Source organism: Sulfitobacter sp. 1A13421 (genome assembly GCF_043557285.1).
Lineage (GTDB): Bacteria > Pseudomonadota > Alphaproteobacteria > Rhodobacterales > Rhodobacteraceae > Sulfitobacter > Sulfitobacter faviae.
This window is the reverse complement of sequence record NZ_JBIFFQ010000003.1, coordinates 76,278-90,880: the sequence shown is the minus strand read 5'-3', so window position 1 is coordinate 90,880 and position 14,603 is coordinate 76,278. Positions and strand designations below refer to the sequence as shown.

Below are 14,603 nucleotides of genomic sequence, written 5' to 3'. Positions count from 1 at the left end.
TTCACTAGCTGGAGGTTCATCAGCCGTGATCTGCCCCCCGAAAGGCAGGCCATATCCGACCCCCGCTGCCGTGCCATAGTCGCGCGGCGGGTTAACTTTGGAAGGAGAAGGTCCATTTTAGCCGACACGCCCGCAGAGCAGGACGAGCGTCTAGAGACGCTCTATTCCTATGATGTTCTTGATACCGAAGCCGAAGCGGATTTCGACGATATTGTCGAGCTTGCGTCCAAAATCTGCGAAACGCCCGTCTCTCTGATCAGTCTGGTTGATGAAAAGCGCCAATGGTTCAAGGCGCGCGTCGGGTTCGAGCCGCATGAGACGGCCCTTGATCAATCGGTCTGCTCTCATGCCATTCTCGATGAGGGCTATACCGAGATTGCGGATATGGGGGCGGATCCGCGCACCTCGGACAATCCGCTCTATGTTGGCGACCCTCGGGTGAAATTCTATGCCGGTGCCAATCTTGTCGCGCCGAACGGCCAGCCGATTGGCACGCTTTGCGTGCTGGATACCAAGCCGCGGACCTTGAACGATTTCCAGCGCCAAGCGCTGCAAACCCTGTCGCGCCATGTGATGATGCAGTTGGAATTGCGCAAGAAGATCCGCATCGAAGCGGCGCTGCGCGCCGAGATGGACCACCGGGTGAAGAACTCGTTCCAGACCATCGCCTCATTGCTGCGCATGGCGACACGCAAGGTGCAAGACCCCGACGCCAAGGATGTGCTGGCCCTTGTCGAGCGCCGTTTCGGCGCGGTGGCATCGCTGCACAGCGAGTTGATGGGGCAGGGTGGCCGAAGCAAGGTGCAAACCACCTCCTATCTCGAACAACTGAACAAGCTTCTCGCCGCCAGCGCGCCGGACCACGTTACTATCTTTTGTGCGGCTGAGCCGGGCGAGTTGCAGGCCGTGCAGGCCTCAGCCCTCGGCATGATCGTGAGCGAATTCGTGGCCAATTCGATCAAACACGCCTTCGCCGGGGACCGGGCAGGGGAGATCAAAATTTCCCTACGGCGGCAGGAGGGGGCCGAAGGCTGGCTTTTGGAATGCCGTGACAATGGCTGCGGCCATGCCGGTGCCGTCTCGGGGGCCGATAGCACGGGGCTGGGGCGGATGTTGATGGCCACGGCAGCCGAGCAGTTGAACGGGCGTCTGACGACCGATTTCAGCTCAGAGGGCGCGCTTTTGCGGGTCTGTTTTCGGGATTGAACGGGCGCGGGCCGTAAAACGCGCGATTTACCGTAAAACTTTATTGACCGTTCTATGTGCCAGTCCGCACTATCGACCGTGATGGCGGGGTTTTCGGCGCGCCTTAGAATAGGGACAGAACTGTGATTCAAGAATTCAAGGATTTCATCGCCAAGGGCAATGTCATGGACATGGCCGTTGGTATCATCATCGGCGCGGCCTTCACGGCGATCGTGTCGTCACTGGTGGCCGATCTGATCAATCCGATCGTCGGGCTTTTCACCGGCGGGGTGGATTTCACCAACAACTATGCCGTGCTGTCGGGCGATGTGCCTGCGACCGCTTCGCTAGAGCAGGCGCGGGAGGCGGGGGCGTCGGTCTTTGCCTATGGCTCGTTCCTGATGGCCGTGATCAACTTTTTCATCATCGCCTTCGTGGTCTTCATCCTGGTGAAGATGGTGAACCGGGTGAAGGCGGCTGCGGAAAAGCCGGATGAGGTGGCGCCAGAGGTCAAGACCGGCCCATCGCAGCTCGATGTATTGTTGGAAATTCGAGACGCTTTGAAGACGCGCTGAGCGCTGCTTTCGAAATGGAAAGGCCCGCCAATCTGGCGGGCCTTTTGTTTGGCCGCTGTCGTTCAGCTCGCGATGGCCTGATCCGCGGTGATGCTGTCGAGCCCAAGCGCTTCGCCCACGGCGGCATAGGTCAGCTTGCCCGCGTGGACGTTCAGCCCGGCCTTGATGTGCGGGTCATCCGCGCAGGCCTGTTTCCAGCCCTTGTCGGCCAGTGCCAGCATGAAGGGCATGGTGGCGTTGCCAAGCGCGATGGTCGAGGTGCGCGCCACCGCGCCGGGCATATTGGCCACACAGTAGTGCATGATGCCGTCGACCTCATAAACCGGGTCTTGGTGAGTCGTCGCCTTGGAAGTCTCGAAGCAGCCGCCTTGGTCGATGGCCACGTCGACCAGCGCCGCGCCGGGTTTAAGTTCGGACAGTTGCGCGCGGCTGATCAGCTTGGGTGCCGCCGCACCGGGGATCAGCACCGCGCCGATGATCATATCGGCCTCACGCGCCAGTTCGATGGTGTTGCCCGCGCTGGCATAGGCGGTCTTGAAGGTGCCGCCATAGATGTCATCGAGATAGCGCATCCGGGGCAGGGAGCGGTCGAGCACGGTCACATCCGCGCCCATGCCCGCGGCGATGCGGGCCGCATGGGTGCCGACGACGCCGCCGCCGATGACCATAACCTTAGCCGGGCCGACACCGGGCACGCCGCCCATCAGCACGCCGCGCCCGCCATTGGCCTTTTGCAGCGTCCATGCCCCGACCTGCGGGGCCAAACGGCCCGCGACCTCGGACATTGGGGCCAGAAGGGGCAGGCCGCCATTGCGGTCGGTCACGGTTTCATAGGCAATCGCCGTACAGCCCGAGGCCAGCAGATCGTGGGTTTGATCCGGGTCGGGCGCGAGGTGCAGATAGGTAAAGAGCAATTGCCCTTCGCGCAGCATCTTGCGTTCGCCCGCCTGCGGCTCCTTCACCTTGACGATCATGTCGGCTGTGGCAAAGATCTCCTCGGCCGTGTCGATTATGGTGGCGCCTGCGGCGGTGTAGTCAGCGTCTTCGAAACCCGCGCCGACCCCGGCCCCCGCCTGCACGATAACCTCATGCCCATGGGCGATGGCTTCTTGTGCGGCATTGGGCGTCAGGCCGACGCGGAATTCCTGCGGTTTAATTTCTGTCGGGCATCCGATTTTCATGGGGGTTCCTCCTCCTCCGTAGTGGGACAGGATTATCATATCCGCCGTGCATATCGCTGCGAAATTGGGGTCGCCAAGGGGCGCATCCTTCGAATATAATCGCGCTGGATTGCTTCCTCACGCGAAAGTATTGCGCATATGGCCTTGGATGAGATTGATCGGCGTGTTCTGCGGGCTTTGCAGCGCAATGGGCGGATGTCCAATGCCGAACTGTCAGAGGTGGTGCATCTGTCGCCCTCGGCCTGTCATCGCCGTGTGCAGCGGTTGGAGAAGGAAGGGTATATTCGCGATTATGTGGCCCTTTTGGACCCGCGCAAGCTGGATATGCCGACGACGGTCTTTGTTGAGATCACTTTGCAGGCTCAGGCCGAAGAGGTGTTGGAGGCTTTCGAGAAGTCGGTCTCGCGCATTCCCGATGTCTTGGAGTGTCACCTGATGGCCGGGACGGCGGATTACCTGCTGAAGATCGTGGCGGAGAATACCGAGGATTTCGCCCGGATTCATCGCCAGCATTTGGCGCGGCTGCCCGGCGTGGCGCAGATGCAGTCGAGTTTCGCGCTCAGGACGGTGTGCAAGACCACGGCGCTGCCGGTGTAGTTGGAAAGCCCGGAATCAAGGCCGAAGGCCGCCGGGCAGCGCCAGACCGCCCGGACGGGCTGGCGCTTTTGCTGAGGTCGTGCCGTCCTGAGGTGTTTCTCAAGCGCAGCTACCATAAACTGCCTAATTGAAGGGATTTCGAGCGCCATTCCGCGGTCTGGCGCTGCCCGGCTCCGCTGCGCTCCCCCACAAAACAAAACCCCCGCTGCCATGGGCACCGGGGGTTCTATATCTGTCGCGTGTCGCGGGAATGATTTACATCATACCTTCGCGTTGCGCTTTTTTGCGTGCCAGTTTACGGGCACGACGGATCGCTTCAGCTTTCTCGCGCGCCTTTTTCTCGGACGGTTTCTCGAAATGTTGCTTGAGCTTCATTTCACGGAAAACGCCTTCGCGCTGGAGCTTTTTCTTCAGAGCCCGGAGGGCCTGATCGACGTTGTTGTCGCGAACACTAACCTGCATGTGGTTGTCACCACCTTTCTAGGATAAAGTTGCAAGGAATTGCAGGAAATGGGCCTATAACAGCCTATATCACGTTTGTCCACCCCATCACGCCCCGATAGGAGCCCGCCATGACACCGCCCAAGGCCGACCCAAAGGACCAATTGCTGGATGCCGCATTGATGCATGTGCCGTTTGACGGCTGGTCGCCCGCGACCTTCAACGCTGCGATCAAGGACAGCGGTCTGGACCCGGCGCTGGCCCGTGCAGTGTGTCCACGCGGGGCGGTCGATCTGGCGGTGGCCTATCACCGGCGCGGCGATGCCAAGATGGTCGATGGCTTGGCGCAGGCCGATCTGTCGGCGCTTCGCTTCAGGGACCGTATCGCCAAGGCGGTGCGCCTGCGGCTCGAAGCCGGGGATCGTGAGGCGATCCGCCGGGGCAGCACGCTTTTCGCCCTGCCGCATCACGCCCCCGAAGGGGCCGGGCTGATCTGGGAGACCAGCGATAAGATTTGGACCGCGCTTGGCGATACCTCGGAGGATGTGAATTGGTATAGCAAACGGGCCACGCTGTCGGGGGTCTATTCGGCCACGCTGCTCTATTGGCTGGGGGATGCCAGTGAGGGGCATCAGGCGACATGGTCGTTCCTCGACCGGCGCATCGACGATGTGATGCAGATCGAAAAGCTCAAATCCCATGTGCGCGAAAGCCCGACGCTGAGCCGTCTGATGGCCGGGCCGAACTGGCTGTTGAGCCATGTCAAGGCCCCGCGCGGGCAACGTGACCCCGATCTGCCGGGCCGTTGGACGCCGCCAAGCTGAGGCGCGCTGCGGGCTTCCCCGCCCGCGCGGCAGGTGGTAGGGCGGGGCACCCGGTTTTACCACAGGCGCCCGATGACCAACGCGACCCTTCCGCTCATCGATATCGACAGCATCAGCTACACCCCCGGCGGCACGCCGGTGCTGCAGGGCGTGAGCCTGAGCTCCGATGCCGCCCGGATTGGAATCGTGGGCCGCAACGGGTCGGGCAAGACCTCTTTCGCGCGGGTTCTGTCGGGGCTGGTCCCCGCCGATGAGGGGCAGGTGCGGATTGCCGGGGTCGACGTGGCCCGTGACCGCCGCCGTGCGATTGGCGCGGTCGGTATCCTGTTTCAGAACCCTGACCACCAGATCATCTTCCCCACGGTAGAAGAGGAAATCGCCTTTGGCCTACGGCAAATGGGCCAATCCAAAGCGGAGGCCGCGCGGGGCGTGGCGGCGATCCTCGGGCAATTTGACAAGCGCCATTGGGCGCAGGCATCGATTCACCAACTCTCCCAAGGGCAGCGGCAGTTGGTTTGCCTGATGGCGGTCTTGGCGATGCAGCCGCGGGTGGTGGTGTTGGACGAACCCTTTGCCGGGCTCGACATCCCCACGCGGTTGCACCTCGAACGGGTTTTGGCGGGGCTGGACCTGACGCTGGTCCATATCACCCACGATCCGGCGGCGGTGGCGGCATACGATCACGTCCTCTGGCTAGAGCGCGGCGAGGTCGTCCAGCAAGGCAGCGCCCGCCCGGTGCTACGCGCCTTTGAGACGCGGATGAAGGAATTGGGGGCGAGTGATGATCTCTCTGACCTCGCCGGTTGAGACCCGCGCCCATGGCTGGCCCGCCGGGGCCAAACTGGGGGCGCTCTGCGTGGCCACGCTGCTGCTCTTCGGGGTGGAGGAGCCGGTTTGGCAAATCCTCTTCTGTGCCGGGATGCTGCTGCTCTATGTCCTGCCGGGGCGTGCCTTCCTGCGGGCCGGGTTGGGGCGTCTGTGGATGCTTTGGCCTTTTGTCGGGCTGATCTTGCTGTGGCATGTCTTGACCGACGATGGGGAGGCGGGGCTTGTGATCGCGCTGCGGATGGTCACCGCCGTGGGGCTTGCGAACCTCGTCACCATGACCACCAAGCTCAGCGATATGATGGGGGTGGTGCACTGGCTCGCCGCTCCGCTGCGCCGTTTCGGGCTGCGCACGCGCAGCCTTGAGTTGGCCGTGGCGCTGGTGGTGCGCTTTACCCCCGTGCTGGCGGCCAAGGGGCAGATGCTGTCACTGGCGTGGCGCGCGCGGTCGCGCAGGCGGGCGGGCTGGCGCGTGGTGATGCCCTTCACTGTTCTGGCCATCGATGACGCCGAACATGTGGCCGAGGCGCTGCGCGCGCGGGGTGGTCTGTAATGCTTGACCGGGGCAGGGGGGTGGCCTAGGCAATGGAAAATTCAACCCAAGGATCCTTCCAATGGAACGCAATCTGACCATGATCGCCCTCTTTGCCGCGTTGATCGCGGCGCTGGGCCTGATTCCGAAATTCACGCTTGGCTTCGGCGTGCCGATCACGGCGCAGTCGCTGGGTGTCATGCTCTGCGGCACGGTGCTGGGCGCATGGCGCGGTGGCCTTGCGGCGCTTTTGTTTGTGGCGCTGGTGGCGCTGGGTCTGCCGCTTCTGGCCGGGGGCCGTGGCGGTCTGGGCGTGTTTGCCTCGCCGACCGTGGGTTTCCTCGTCGGCTTCCCGATCGGGGCCTTCGTGACCGGCTTTATCATGGACCAGTGGCGCAGCGCGCCGGTGGGCCTCGCAGCTGGGGTGTCGGCGGTCTTGGGCGGCATCCTCGTGGTCTATGCCTTCGGCATCTTCGGCATGATGATGACGCTGAACAAAACGCTGGTCGAGGCGACCCTGCTGGTCCAAGCCTTCATCCCCGGTGACCTGATCAAAGCCGTGCTGGCGGGGTTCATCACCTCCGGTCTGGCCAAGGCGCGCCCGGCGAGCCTGCTGTCGCGCAGCTAAACGATTTGGCCCGCTCCCCAAGGGCGGGCCGCTACAGCCGCATCAGCGCGGCAGAGCCGATCCCCCCGGCGGCGGCAATCGCCGCCAAGCCGGTGCCCGATCCCCGCGCCACCAACTCATGCCACAGCCGCACCGCATTGATCGCGCCTGATGCGCCAATCGGATGCCCGCGCGCCAAAGCGCCGCCGCCCCTGTTGACGATCCGCGGCGCGATCCCCGCGCCGGTGACGCAGGCGATGGCCTGCACGGCATAGGCCTCCATGATCTCGGCGCGGTGCAAGCCGCTGGCTTTCAATCCGCTTTGACGAAAGACTTCTCCGATGGCCACCAATGGGGCCAGTCCTGGCTCTTCGGGGCGGCTGCCCTTCGTCGCCGCTGAGATAAGTTCTACTTTCGGCGCGGCGAGGTCCGCCGCCACCCGTTCTGACACGACGACGCAAAAGGCCGCGGCATCGGCGGCGACGGCGGCATTGGCAGCGGTGATGTCGACGGAAAGCACCTTGGCCCGGCTGCATAGCGCGGGGGTGAGGCGGCGGGTGAAGGCATCGGTTGAGACGCCTGCGAGCGGCACCAGTTCCGCTTCGGTTGGGGGCTGTGCGCGGGCCTTCGCATGGCTTTCCACGGCCCAGCCATCCTGTGCTGCGCGGGAAATGCCTTGGGACCGACCAAGCGCCGCGGCGGCCTCCGCCATGTCGGGGTCGCGGTCGGGCCATGGGGTGAAGGGCGCTTGGGCATAGGCCTCAGCCGGGCGGCCATCGGCGAAAGTGCGGTAGCGCAGCGGCTGGCGAGAGTAGCTTTCGGCCCCGCCCGCCACGACGATATCGGCGGCCCCGGAAAGGACCATCTGCCGCGCCAGCGCCAGCGCATCCAATCCCCCCGCGCATTGCCGGTCGATGCTAAGCCCCGCCACCTGTTCGGGCAGCCCCGTGGCCAAAGCGATGCTGCGCGCGGGGTTGCCGCCGGGGCCGAGGGCGGTGCTGCAAATCACCTCATCGATCTGCGCAGGGTCCAGCCCCGCGCGGCTGAGGGCAGCAGAAAGGACCGGCGCGGCAAGCTCGGGTAGGGAGAGATGGGCCAGCGCCCCGCCGCGCGGGGCGACCGGGCTGCGGCAGGCCGAGACGATATAGGCGCGGGTCACCTTTGGCCCTCCACCCAGTCCGAGAGGGCGCGCAGGTCGGGCTTGCCCGAGGGCAGCAGGGGCAGGTCGGGGCAGAAGTAGACGCGCCGGGGGGAGGTCAGGGGCCCGAGCGTCGCGCGGCAATGGGCAATGATCTCTTCAGCGGGCGGGTCTCCTGCCGGGGCTTCGATCACCGCGACCAGATGCTGCCCTCGCAGCGCATCGTCCCGGGGCAGAACCGCGCAGGGCAGGCCGGTTTGGGCGCTGATCACGGCCTCCACCGTTTCGGGGAAAACCATCTGGTCGGCGATCTGCACCATGCGCTGCCGCCGCCCCCTGATCCAGAGGTTGCCCTTGGCATCCAGCGCCCCCATCTCACCCACGGTCACGAAGCCCTCCCGCCAGCGGGTCTCATCGCTGGGGCCCAGGGCGTAGCCATCGAAGAGGTAGGGGCTGCGCACCCAGATCTCACCAACATCAGTTGTGGGTTCACCCTCAGCATTCATCAGACGCAGCTCGACACCGGGGTAGGGGCGGCCCACCGCGCCTTCGGGCGTATTGGCATCGGCCAGCGTGATAAAGCTCGTCTCTGCCGCGCCGTAGAAAACATGCACCGCCGCTTGGGGGCAGAGCCGCCCCACCGCCGCCCGGGTCGCCGGATCGAGCGCGCCACCGCCGCAAAGGACCAAGCGCAGCGATGGCAGCGGGGCTACGGCAGCGCGGGCAAGCAGGCGCAGCTGGGTCGGCGTGGCGTAGAGGATCGTCGCCCCGGCCTCGGCGATCCGCTCTGCCTGCCGCCGGGGGGCGCGATCCGCCAGTACATGCGCGTCGAGGCCAAGATGCAGCGCTTCCAGCACGGCATAGAGCGATAGGGAATGGCTGAGCTGCCCCAACACGGCGACGCTGTCGCGGGGGGTAAGGGCGAAACGGTCAGCATTGACCTCAAAACTGGCGATCCAAGAGGCTTGGCTGCGGCGGACCGCCTTGGGCCGCCCCGACGCGCCGCCGGTCAGGGTGAGAAAGGCCGCGGGCGGGCAGGAGATGTCATCGGGCAGGGGGCGGTTGCTGAGGCAAAAGGGGGCCTGCTGGGTGATCGCGGTGGTTAGGGCCGCCAGTGCGTCGAAGGCCGGAGTGGCGGGCAGGGCGCAGTAGCTGTCGTGGCCTTCGGGCGCGCGGGGCAATTCCCGCTCCCCTGCATAAAGCCGCGCGGCCTCATGCCATTTGAACCTGTCTTGCCCGCGCATCCGCCTCTCCCTCTTCCGTGGGGTCTCAAATTCCGGGTGCACGCCCCGGGGTCGCCCGTTAGGCTGCGGCGAAACCAGACCCGAGGATACTTCAGACATGACAGAGACCATGCGTGCAATCGAAATCACCGAACCCGGCGGTCCGGACGTTCTGCAAGGCACCACCCGCCCGCGGCCCCAGCCGAAACACGGTCAGGTCATCATCAAGGTCGCCTATGCCGGGGTGAACCGCCCCGATGCGCTGCAACGCGCGGGCCGCTACGCGCCGCCCGCCACCGCCAGCGATCTGCCGGGGTTGGAGGCCTCGGGCGAGGTGGTCGAAGTCGGGCCGGGGGTGACAACGCTGGCCCCGGGCGATCTGGTCTGCGCCCTGCTGCCCGGCGGCGGCTATGCTGAATATGTCGCCACCCCCGCGGCGCATTGCCTGCCCATTCCCGAAGGCATGGGGCTGAAAGAAGCCGCTTGCCTGCCTGAGACCTTCTTTACCGTCTGGTCGAACCTTTTCATGCGCGGTGGGCTGAAGGCCGGAGAGAAAGTGCTGATTCACGGCGGCTCTTCCGGCATTGGCACCACGGCGATCCAACTGGCGCGCATCTTGGGCGCGCGGGTTTTCGTGACTGCGGGCACCGATAGCAAATGCGCGGCCTGTATGAAGCTGGGGGCCGAGGTGGCGATCAACTACCGGGACACGGATTTCGTCGATGTCGTGCAGGCCGAGGGCGGCGCGGATGTGATCCTCGACATGGTGGGCGGCAGCTATATCAACCGCAACCTCAAGGCCTTGGCCGAGGACGGCAGGCTGGTGCAAATCGCGTTTCTGCAAGGGGCCAAGCAAGAGGTGAACTTCGTCACGCTGATGACCCGCCGCCTGACCATGACCGGATCGACCCTGCGCCCACAGAGCGATCTGGCCAAGGCCCGGATTGCAGAGGAGCTTTTGCAGAATGTCTGGCCCCTGTTGGAACAGGGCCGCGTCGCGCCGGTGATGGACAGCACCTATGACCTGTCCGAAGCGAATGACGCCCACCGCCGGATGGAAGCCAGCGGCCATATCGGCAAAATCGTCCTGAAGGTGGTCGGTGAACTGCAAGGCGGAGAAGATCAGTAAAACTTGAGACAGTAACGAATTGTTAACCAGTAATTCGTTTACTGGAGGCACGGGTGGCCGGGACGCTGACCACCCGTGTTGGAGAGAGCCGAAAGGCATTGAATGCGGGGGAGGAAATTACGCCTCTCCCGCTTTCGCCAGACTATAGGCCCGGATGGGTCTAGCGCAGAGGGGTGAACAGCGCGTTATCAAGCGTGCAGTCCCGCCGAACGTCCGGCCCGCAGGGGATGAACTCAAGCTCGCGGGACAGGCAGATGCGCGCCTCTTGGATGTGCCCTTGCTTGCAGGTGATGGTGATCCCCCGCGCGGTCAGGTCCGGGTTCGCTTTGAGGAAGGCCTCTTCCACCACCGCGGCGGGGAGGGACACGGTACGGTCGAGCTTGCGAAAGACCTCGGGGCGCTTGATGCGGGCGTAGGCCTCCCGCGAGAGGGCGAAGTAATCCGCCGGGTCCAACCCGCTGCAAGAACCGTGTTTCTTCCACTGGTGCCATGCCAAGCCACCGGTGCCCATGATATCGGCCATCGCCCCGGTCTGGGCGCGGCTGGGCGGGCGGCGGCCGCTTTGGCAATAGGACGGGTATCCCCGTGTGAACTGGGGCCAGAGACCATGCAGGGTCCAACCGTGGTCTTTCGCGGCATCGCATTGCGGAGATTGCCGCGCATCGCCGGTCAATTCGCACCAATTGGGCGACCATGACAGGGACATGACATAGTAGTCGAATTCGCCCGAACGCTCCCCTTCGGCCAGCGTGGCGGTGGGGGCGATCAGCCCGAGGATCAGCAGACAGGCGCGCAGTGGCCGCATTGGGTCTTCCCTTATGACGTTTGAGCCAGTATACAGCCGCCAACTTCCCCGACAATGGAGACCGTTCTGCCAAGCAGGACAGCCTTTCAGGCGACGGGAAAATTGCGTTTTTAGGAGAGTGAAATGGCAAAACCGATTATGGCCAAAGCCACCGCCGTCTGGCTCGTGGACAACACCACCATCAGCTTCAAGCAGATCGCCGATTTCGTCGGCATGCACGAACTCGAAGTGCAGGGCATCGCCGATGGCGACGTGGCGCAGGGGGTGAAGGGGTTTGATCCGGTTGCCAACAACCAGCTGACGCAGGAAGAGATCGACGCGGCGCAGGACAATCCGCTGCACAAGCTGAAGCTCAAGTTCAACGCCGCCGCCGAGGGCGAAGAGAAACGCCGCGGCCCGCGCTACACCCCGCTCAGCAAACGTCAGGACCGTCCGGCGTCGATCCTGTGGCTGGTCAAATTCCACCCCGAACTGTCCGACGGTCAGGTCAGCAAACTGGTGGGCACCACAAAGCCAACGATCCAAGCGATTCGCGAGCGCACGCATTGGAACATCGCCAACATCCAACCGATCGACCCGGTCGCGCTGGGCCTGTGCAAACAGTCCGAGCTTGACGCCGCCGTGCAAAAGGCTGCCGCGAAAAAGGCCGCCGCGGGCGAAGTGATGAACGACGACGAACGCCGCAAGCTGGTTTCGACCGAGCAGAGCCTCGGGATGGACAGCGAGCCGAAAATCCCCACGGCCATTGAAGGGCTGGAAACCTTCACCCTCTCCGGCAACACCACGGATGACGAGGAAGAAGAGAGCCACACCAAGGGCGATTACTCTGACGCCGACAGCTTCTTCTCGCTGCCCGACAGCACCGATGAAGACGATGAGGACGAAGACAAAGCCAAGGGCTAAGCACCTTCAAGGCGGTGTGGCGAAAGGAACTTTCGCCGTAAAGATGTGTTAGAATGACAGGGCGTCGGGTATTCCGGCGCCCTGTTTTGCTTTGTAGAAAAGGCGCAACGCGCCGGGGGATGGATTTGGAAACGGCATTGGACTGGGTGATCTGGGGACTGGCGGGGGTGCTAATACTGGGCAGCCTGCTGCCGCTGAGCAAATTGCCCTTCGGGGCGATCCGCGGGCTGGCCTTTCCTCGGGAACAATTCCTCGGCTTGGCACTGTTGCTGGCAATCGGGTTCGCCCTGTCGCAGGGGGTGACGACACCCTCGGGCATGGCCGGGATCGCGTTGATGCTGGGGGTCGCCGCGCTTCACGCACTTTACATCACCAAGTTCACCCCGCTGTGGCGCAAGCAATCTTTGGCGGCCTCGCCCGAGTTGCGCCGCGCGACGGACCGGCATTTCAGCCTGCTGGCCGCCAATGTCAAAATGTCCAACCGCGACTATGGCAAGCTGATCGCATTGGCCGAGGCGCGGGTGCCAGATATCTTCATGGCGATCGAGGTGGATCAGGCCTGGATCGACGCGCTGGATGACGGTCTGGGCAAGAACTACGAGCATCGCGTCGACGTGCCGCTCGACAATGGCTATGGGCTTTGCCTCATGTCGAAACTGCCGCTGTCGGAGGTCGAGGTGCGCGAGTTGGTCACCGAAGAGGTGCCCTCCATCCGCGCTCGGGTGCACCTGCCGGTGGGGGAGGATTTCCGCCTCTACGTCGTCCACCCCGAACCGCCCGTGATCGAACATGACACTAAAGGGCGCGATAGTGAGATCGCCTTGGTCGGTATCGAGGCTGAGAAGGACCCGTTGCCCGCCGTGGTCTCGGGCGATCTGAACGATGTGGCTTGGTCGACCACGACCCGGCGCTTTCAGCGGCTTTCGGGTCTTTTGGACCCGCGGGTGGGGCGCGGCATGTACAACACATTCAGTGCAACAATGCCTTGGATGCGCTGGCCTTTGGACCACCTTTTCCACGATCCGCAGTTTCGTCTGCTAGAGATGGACCGCTTGGACAAGATCGGGTCGGACCACTTCCCGATGTGGTTCGTCCTCGCCATGGCCGAGACCGAAGCCGCCGAGAGCGACCCCGAAGAAACCGACCCCGAAGAAGAGCGGGAAGCCAAGAATATGATCAAAGAAGAACGGAAAAGAGACCGCGACCCCATCGGCAGCGATTGGGAAGACGAGGAAAACTAACAATTTGCCGTAGGGGCAATTTTACCCCTTGTACGAATCCAAAAACGGCGTATGTGGCGCCTTACAGACGCCAACGCACGCGCCTCTGGCCGGTCAGTTCCCACTCTGACTGACCCGCGTTTATGTAGCGACGGTAACGTCTCTTGAAACGACACGCGGGGAACCAGCCCCACCTGCTCTTTGGAGATGACCATGAATGCTACAGTCCCCGGCGCCCTTCGCGCCGCACCGTCTTTTCACGCCGATCCGGCTGCGGCCTATATCGCCGCCAACAGCTTTGACAAACCCACGCTGGTGATCAGTCGCGACCGTGTGGCCGCGCAATATGACGCGCTGCACAAGGGCTTGGGCGACGCGCATATCCACTACGCGGTCAAGGCGAACCCGGCCCCCGAGATCATTCGTCTGCTGGTCAAGAAAGGCTCCGGCTTCGACGCGGCCTCGCGGGCCGAGATCGAACTGTGCCTGAGCCAAGGGGCGAAGCCCGAAAACATCTCTTTCGGCAACACCATCAAACGCGCTTCGGACATCGCCTTCGCCCATTCGGCGGGGGTGACCCTGTTCGCAGCCGACAGCGAAGCGGAGCTCGATAAGATCGCCGCCCATGCGCCCGGCGCGCGGGTCTACCTGCGCTTGATCGTTGAAAACTCCATGGCCGACTGGCCGCTCAGCCGGAAGTTCGGCTGTGCCGGTTCGGCGCTGCCCGCGCTTCTGAACCATGCGGTTGCCGTGGGTCTTGTGCCCTTCGGCCTGTCCTTTCACGTCGGCTCTCAGACCCGCAAAGCGGAGTTCTGGAACCCGGTGCTCGATCAGGTGGCGCCGCTGTGGCACGCCGCCCGCGCGGATGGCCATGACCTGCAACTGCTGAACCTCGGCGGCGGTTTCCCCGCGTTCTACGGCGAAAACATCGAAGCGCCGCGCGCCTATGCCGCGGCCGTGATGCGCGCTGTCAAAGCCCGCTTTGGCGATGTGCCGCAGGTGATGGCAGAGCCGGGCCGCGGTCTGGTGGCCGAAGCCGGGCATATCGCTGCCGAGGTTATGCTGGTCAGCCGCAAGTCTGCGGATGATCTGCATCGCTGGGTCTATCTGGATATCGGTCGTTTCTCCGGTCTGGCCGAGACTGAGGGCGAAGCGATTCGCTATCAGATCGTCACACCGCATGACGGGGAAGAGACCGGACCCTGCGTTTTGGCCGGCCCGTCCTGCGATTCGGCGGATATTCTCTACGAGAAACGCCCGATCCACCTGCCTTTGGCCCTGCGCGATGGCGATAAAGTGATGATTCGTGCTTGCGGAGCCTACACAAGCTCGTACAGTTCGGTTGGGTTCAATGGATTTCCGCCGCTTGATGTGATCGTGCTCTGACAGCACGATCTGCGTCGCCCCGGAAAAGGGCC

17 protein-coding genes are annotated in these 14,603 nt (G+C 63.8%); 11 read left to right on the top strand and 6 right to left on the bottom strand.

Annotated elements, in window-relative coordinates:
- Positions 1-150: 150 nt before the first annotated feature.
- Positions 151-315 (bottom strand): hypothetical protein, encoded by a 165-nt coding sequence (locus ACGYLI_RS07170; RefSeq protein ID WP_394418417.1) that lies wholly within the window; start codon positions 313-315, stop codon positions 151-153.
- On the opposite strand from ACGYLI_RS07170, the gene ACGYLI_RS07165 reads away from it, so the two are divergent.
- Together ACGYLI_RS07165 and mscL are read left to right on the top strand one after the other, a co-directional pair.
- Complete coding sequence (locus ACGYLI_RS07165; RefSeq protein WP_394418901.1) at positions 253-1,206, top strand: histidine kinase dimerization/phosphoacceptor domain -containing protein; 954 nt, start codon at positions 253-255, stop codon at positions 1,204-1,206. The genes ACGYLI_RS07170 and ACGYLI_RS07165 overlap by 63 nt on opposite strands.
- 122 nt (positions 1,207-1,328) lie before the next feature.
- Complete coding sequence (mscL, locus tag ACGYLI_RS07160) at positions 1,329-1,760, top strand: large conductance mechanosensitive channel protein MscL (protein ID WP_271688378.1); 432 nt, start codon at positions 1,329-1,331, stop codon at positions 1,758-1,760.
- A 62-nt stretch (positions 1,761-1,822) separates the two neighbouring features.
- Here the strand turns inward: mscL and ald are convergent, their stop codons facing one another.
- Positions 1,823-2,941, bottom strand: coding sequence for an alanine dehydrogenase (ald, locus tag ACGYLI_RS07155; protein ID WP_394418416.1), 1,119 nt, complete (start codon positions 2,939-2,941; stop codon positions 1,823-1,825).
- 138 nt (positions 2,942-3,079) lie between these two features.
- Here ald and ACGYLI_RS07150 point away from each other — a divergent pair, with 138 nt between their 5' ends.
- The gene (locus ACGYLI_RS07150) at positions 3,080-3,538 is read left to right on the top strand and encodes an Lrp/AsnC family transcriptional regulator (RefSeq protein ID WP_120351940.1); all 459 of its coding nucleotides are present in this window, start codon (positions 3,080-3,082) and stop codon (positions 3,536-3,538) included.
- A gap of 255 nt (positions 3,539-3,793) precedes the next feature.
- Here the strand turns inward: ACGYLI_RS07150 and rpsU are convergent, their stop codons facing one another.
- Entirely contained in the window at positions 3,794-4,000 is a 207-nt protein-coding gene (gene rpsU, locus ACGYLI_RS07145) for a 30S ribosomal protein S21 (RefSeq protein WP_007118112.1), read from the bottom strand.
- 110 nt (positions 4,001-4,110) lie between these two features.
- Here rpsU and ACGYLI_RS07140 point away from each other — a divergent pair, with 110 nt between their 5' ends.
- From ACGYLI_RS07140 to ACGYLI_RS07125, 4 genes are all read left to right on the top strand, one after another.
- Complete coding sequence (locus ACGYLI_RS07140; protein WP_394418414.1) at positions 4,111-4,803, top strand: COQ9 family protein; 693 nt, start codon at positions 4,111-4,113, stop codon at positions 4,801-4,803.
- A gap of 72 nt (positions 4,804-4,875) precedes the next feature.
- Positions 4,876-5,610 (top strand): energy-coupling factor ABC transporter ATP-binding protein, encoded by a 735-nt coding sequence (locus tag ACGYLI_RS07135; RefSeq protein ID WP_394418412.1) that lies wholly within the window; start codon positions 4,876-4,878, stop codon positions 5,608-5,610.
- Entirely contained in the window at positions 5,585-6,181 is a 597-nt protein-coding gene (locus ACGYLI_RS07130) for a CbiQ family ECF transporter T component (protein ID WP_394418410.1), read from the top strand. Before ACGYLI_RS07135 ends, ACGYLI_RS07130 begins: the two co-directional genes overlap by 26 nt.
- A 61-nt stretch (positions 6,182-6,242) precedes the next feature.
- Positions 6,243-6,788 carry a biotin transporter BioY gene (locus ACGYLI_RS07125; RefSeq protein WP_209216564.1) on the top strand — a complete coding sequence of 182 codons (546 nt, stop codon included), beginning with the start codon at positions 6,243-6,245 and terminating at the stop codon, positions 6,786-6,788.
- Positions 6,789-6,819: 31 nt separating this feature from the next.
- On the opposite strand, the gene ACGYLI_RS07120 is transcribed toward ACGYLI_RS07125, so the two are convergent.
- Together ACGYLI_RS07120 and ACGYLI_RS07115 are read right to left on the bottom strand one after the other, a co-directional pair.
- On the bottom strand, positions 6,820-7,926 hold the full coding sequence (locus ACGYLI_RS07120; protein ID WP_394418408.1) for an acetyl-CoA C-acyltransferase: 1,107 nt from the start codon (positions 7,924-7,926) through the stop codon (positions 6,820-6,822).
- Positions 7,923-9,149, bottom strand: a complete 1,227-nt coding sequence (locus ACGYLI_RS07115; protein WP_394418406.1) for a fatty acid--CoA ligase family protein — start codon at positions 9,147-9,149, stop codon at positions 7,923-7,925. Before ACGYLI_RS07115 ends, ACGYLI_RS07120 begins: the two co-directional genes overlap by 4 nt.
- 97 nt (positions 9,150-9,246) lie before the next feature.
- On the opposite strand from ACGYLI_RS07115, the gene ACGYLI_RS07110 reads away from it, so the two are divergent.
- A complete protein-coding gene (locus tag ACGYLI_RS07110) occupies positions 9,247-10,257 on the top strand; it encodes an NAD(P)H-quinone oxidoreductase (RefSeq protein WP_394418404.1) in 1,011 nt (336 codons plus the stop codon).
- 160 nt (positions 10,258-10,417) lie between these two features.
- On the opposite strand, the gene ACGYLI_RS07105 is transcribed toward ACGYLI_RS07110, so the two are convergent.
- Positions 10,418-11,062, bottom strand: a complete 645-nt coding sequence (locus ACGYLI_RS07105; protein WP_394411218.1) for a ribonuclease T — start codon at positions 11,060-11,062, stop codon at positions 10,418-10,420.
- Positions 11,063-11,185: 123 nt separating this feature from the next.
- On the opposite strand from ACGYLI_RS07105, the gene ACGYLI_RS07100 reads away from it, so the two are divergent.
- From ACGYLI_RS07100 to ACGYLI_RS07090, 3 genes are all read left to right on the top strand, one after another.
- Positions 11,186-11,965, top strand: a complete 780-nt coding sequence (locus tag ACGYLI_RS07100) for a DUF1013 domain-containing protein (RefSeq protein WP_394418402.1) — start codon at positions 11,186-11,188, stop codon at positions 11,963-11,965.
- 119 nt (positions 11,966-12,084) lie between these two features.
- On the top strand, positions 12,085-13,206 hold the full coding sequence (locus ACGYLI_RS07095) for an endonuclease/exonuclease/phosphatase family protein (protein ID WP_394411221.1): 1,122 nt from the start codon (positions 12,085-12,087) through the stop codon (positions 13,204-13,206).
- Between the two features lie 186 nt (positions 13,207-13,392).
- The gene (locus ACGYLI_RS07090; protein WP_394418400.1) at positions 13,393-14,571 is read left to right on the top strand and encodes a type III PLP-dependent enzyme; all 1,179 of its coding nucleotides are present in this window, start codon (positions 13,393-13,395) and stop codon (positions 14,569-14,571) included.
- The last annotated feature ends 32 nt before the right edge of the window (positions 14,572-14,603 follow it).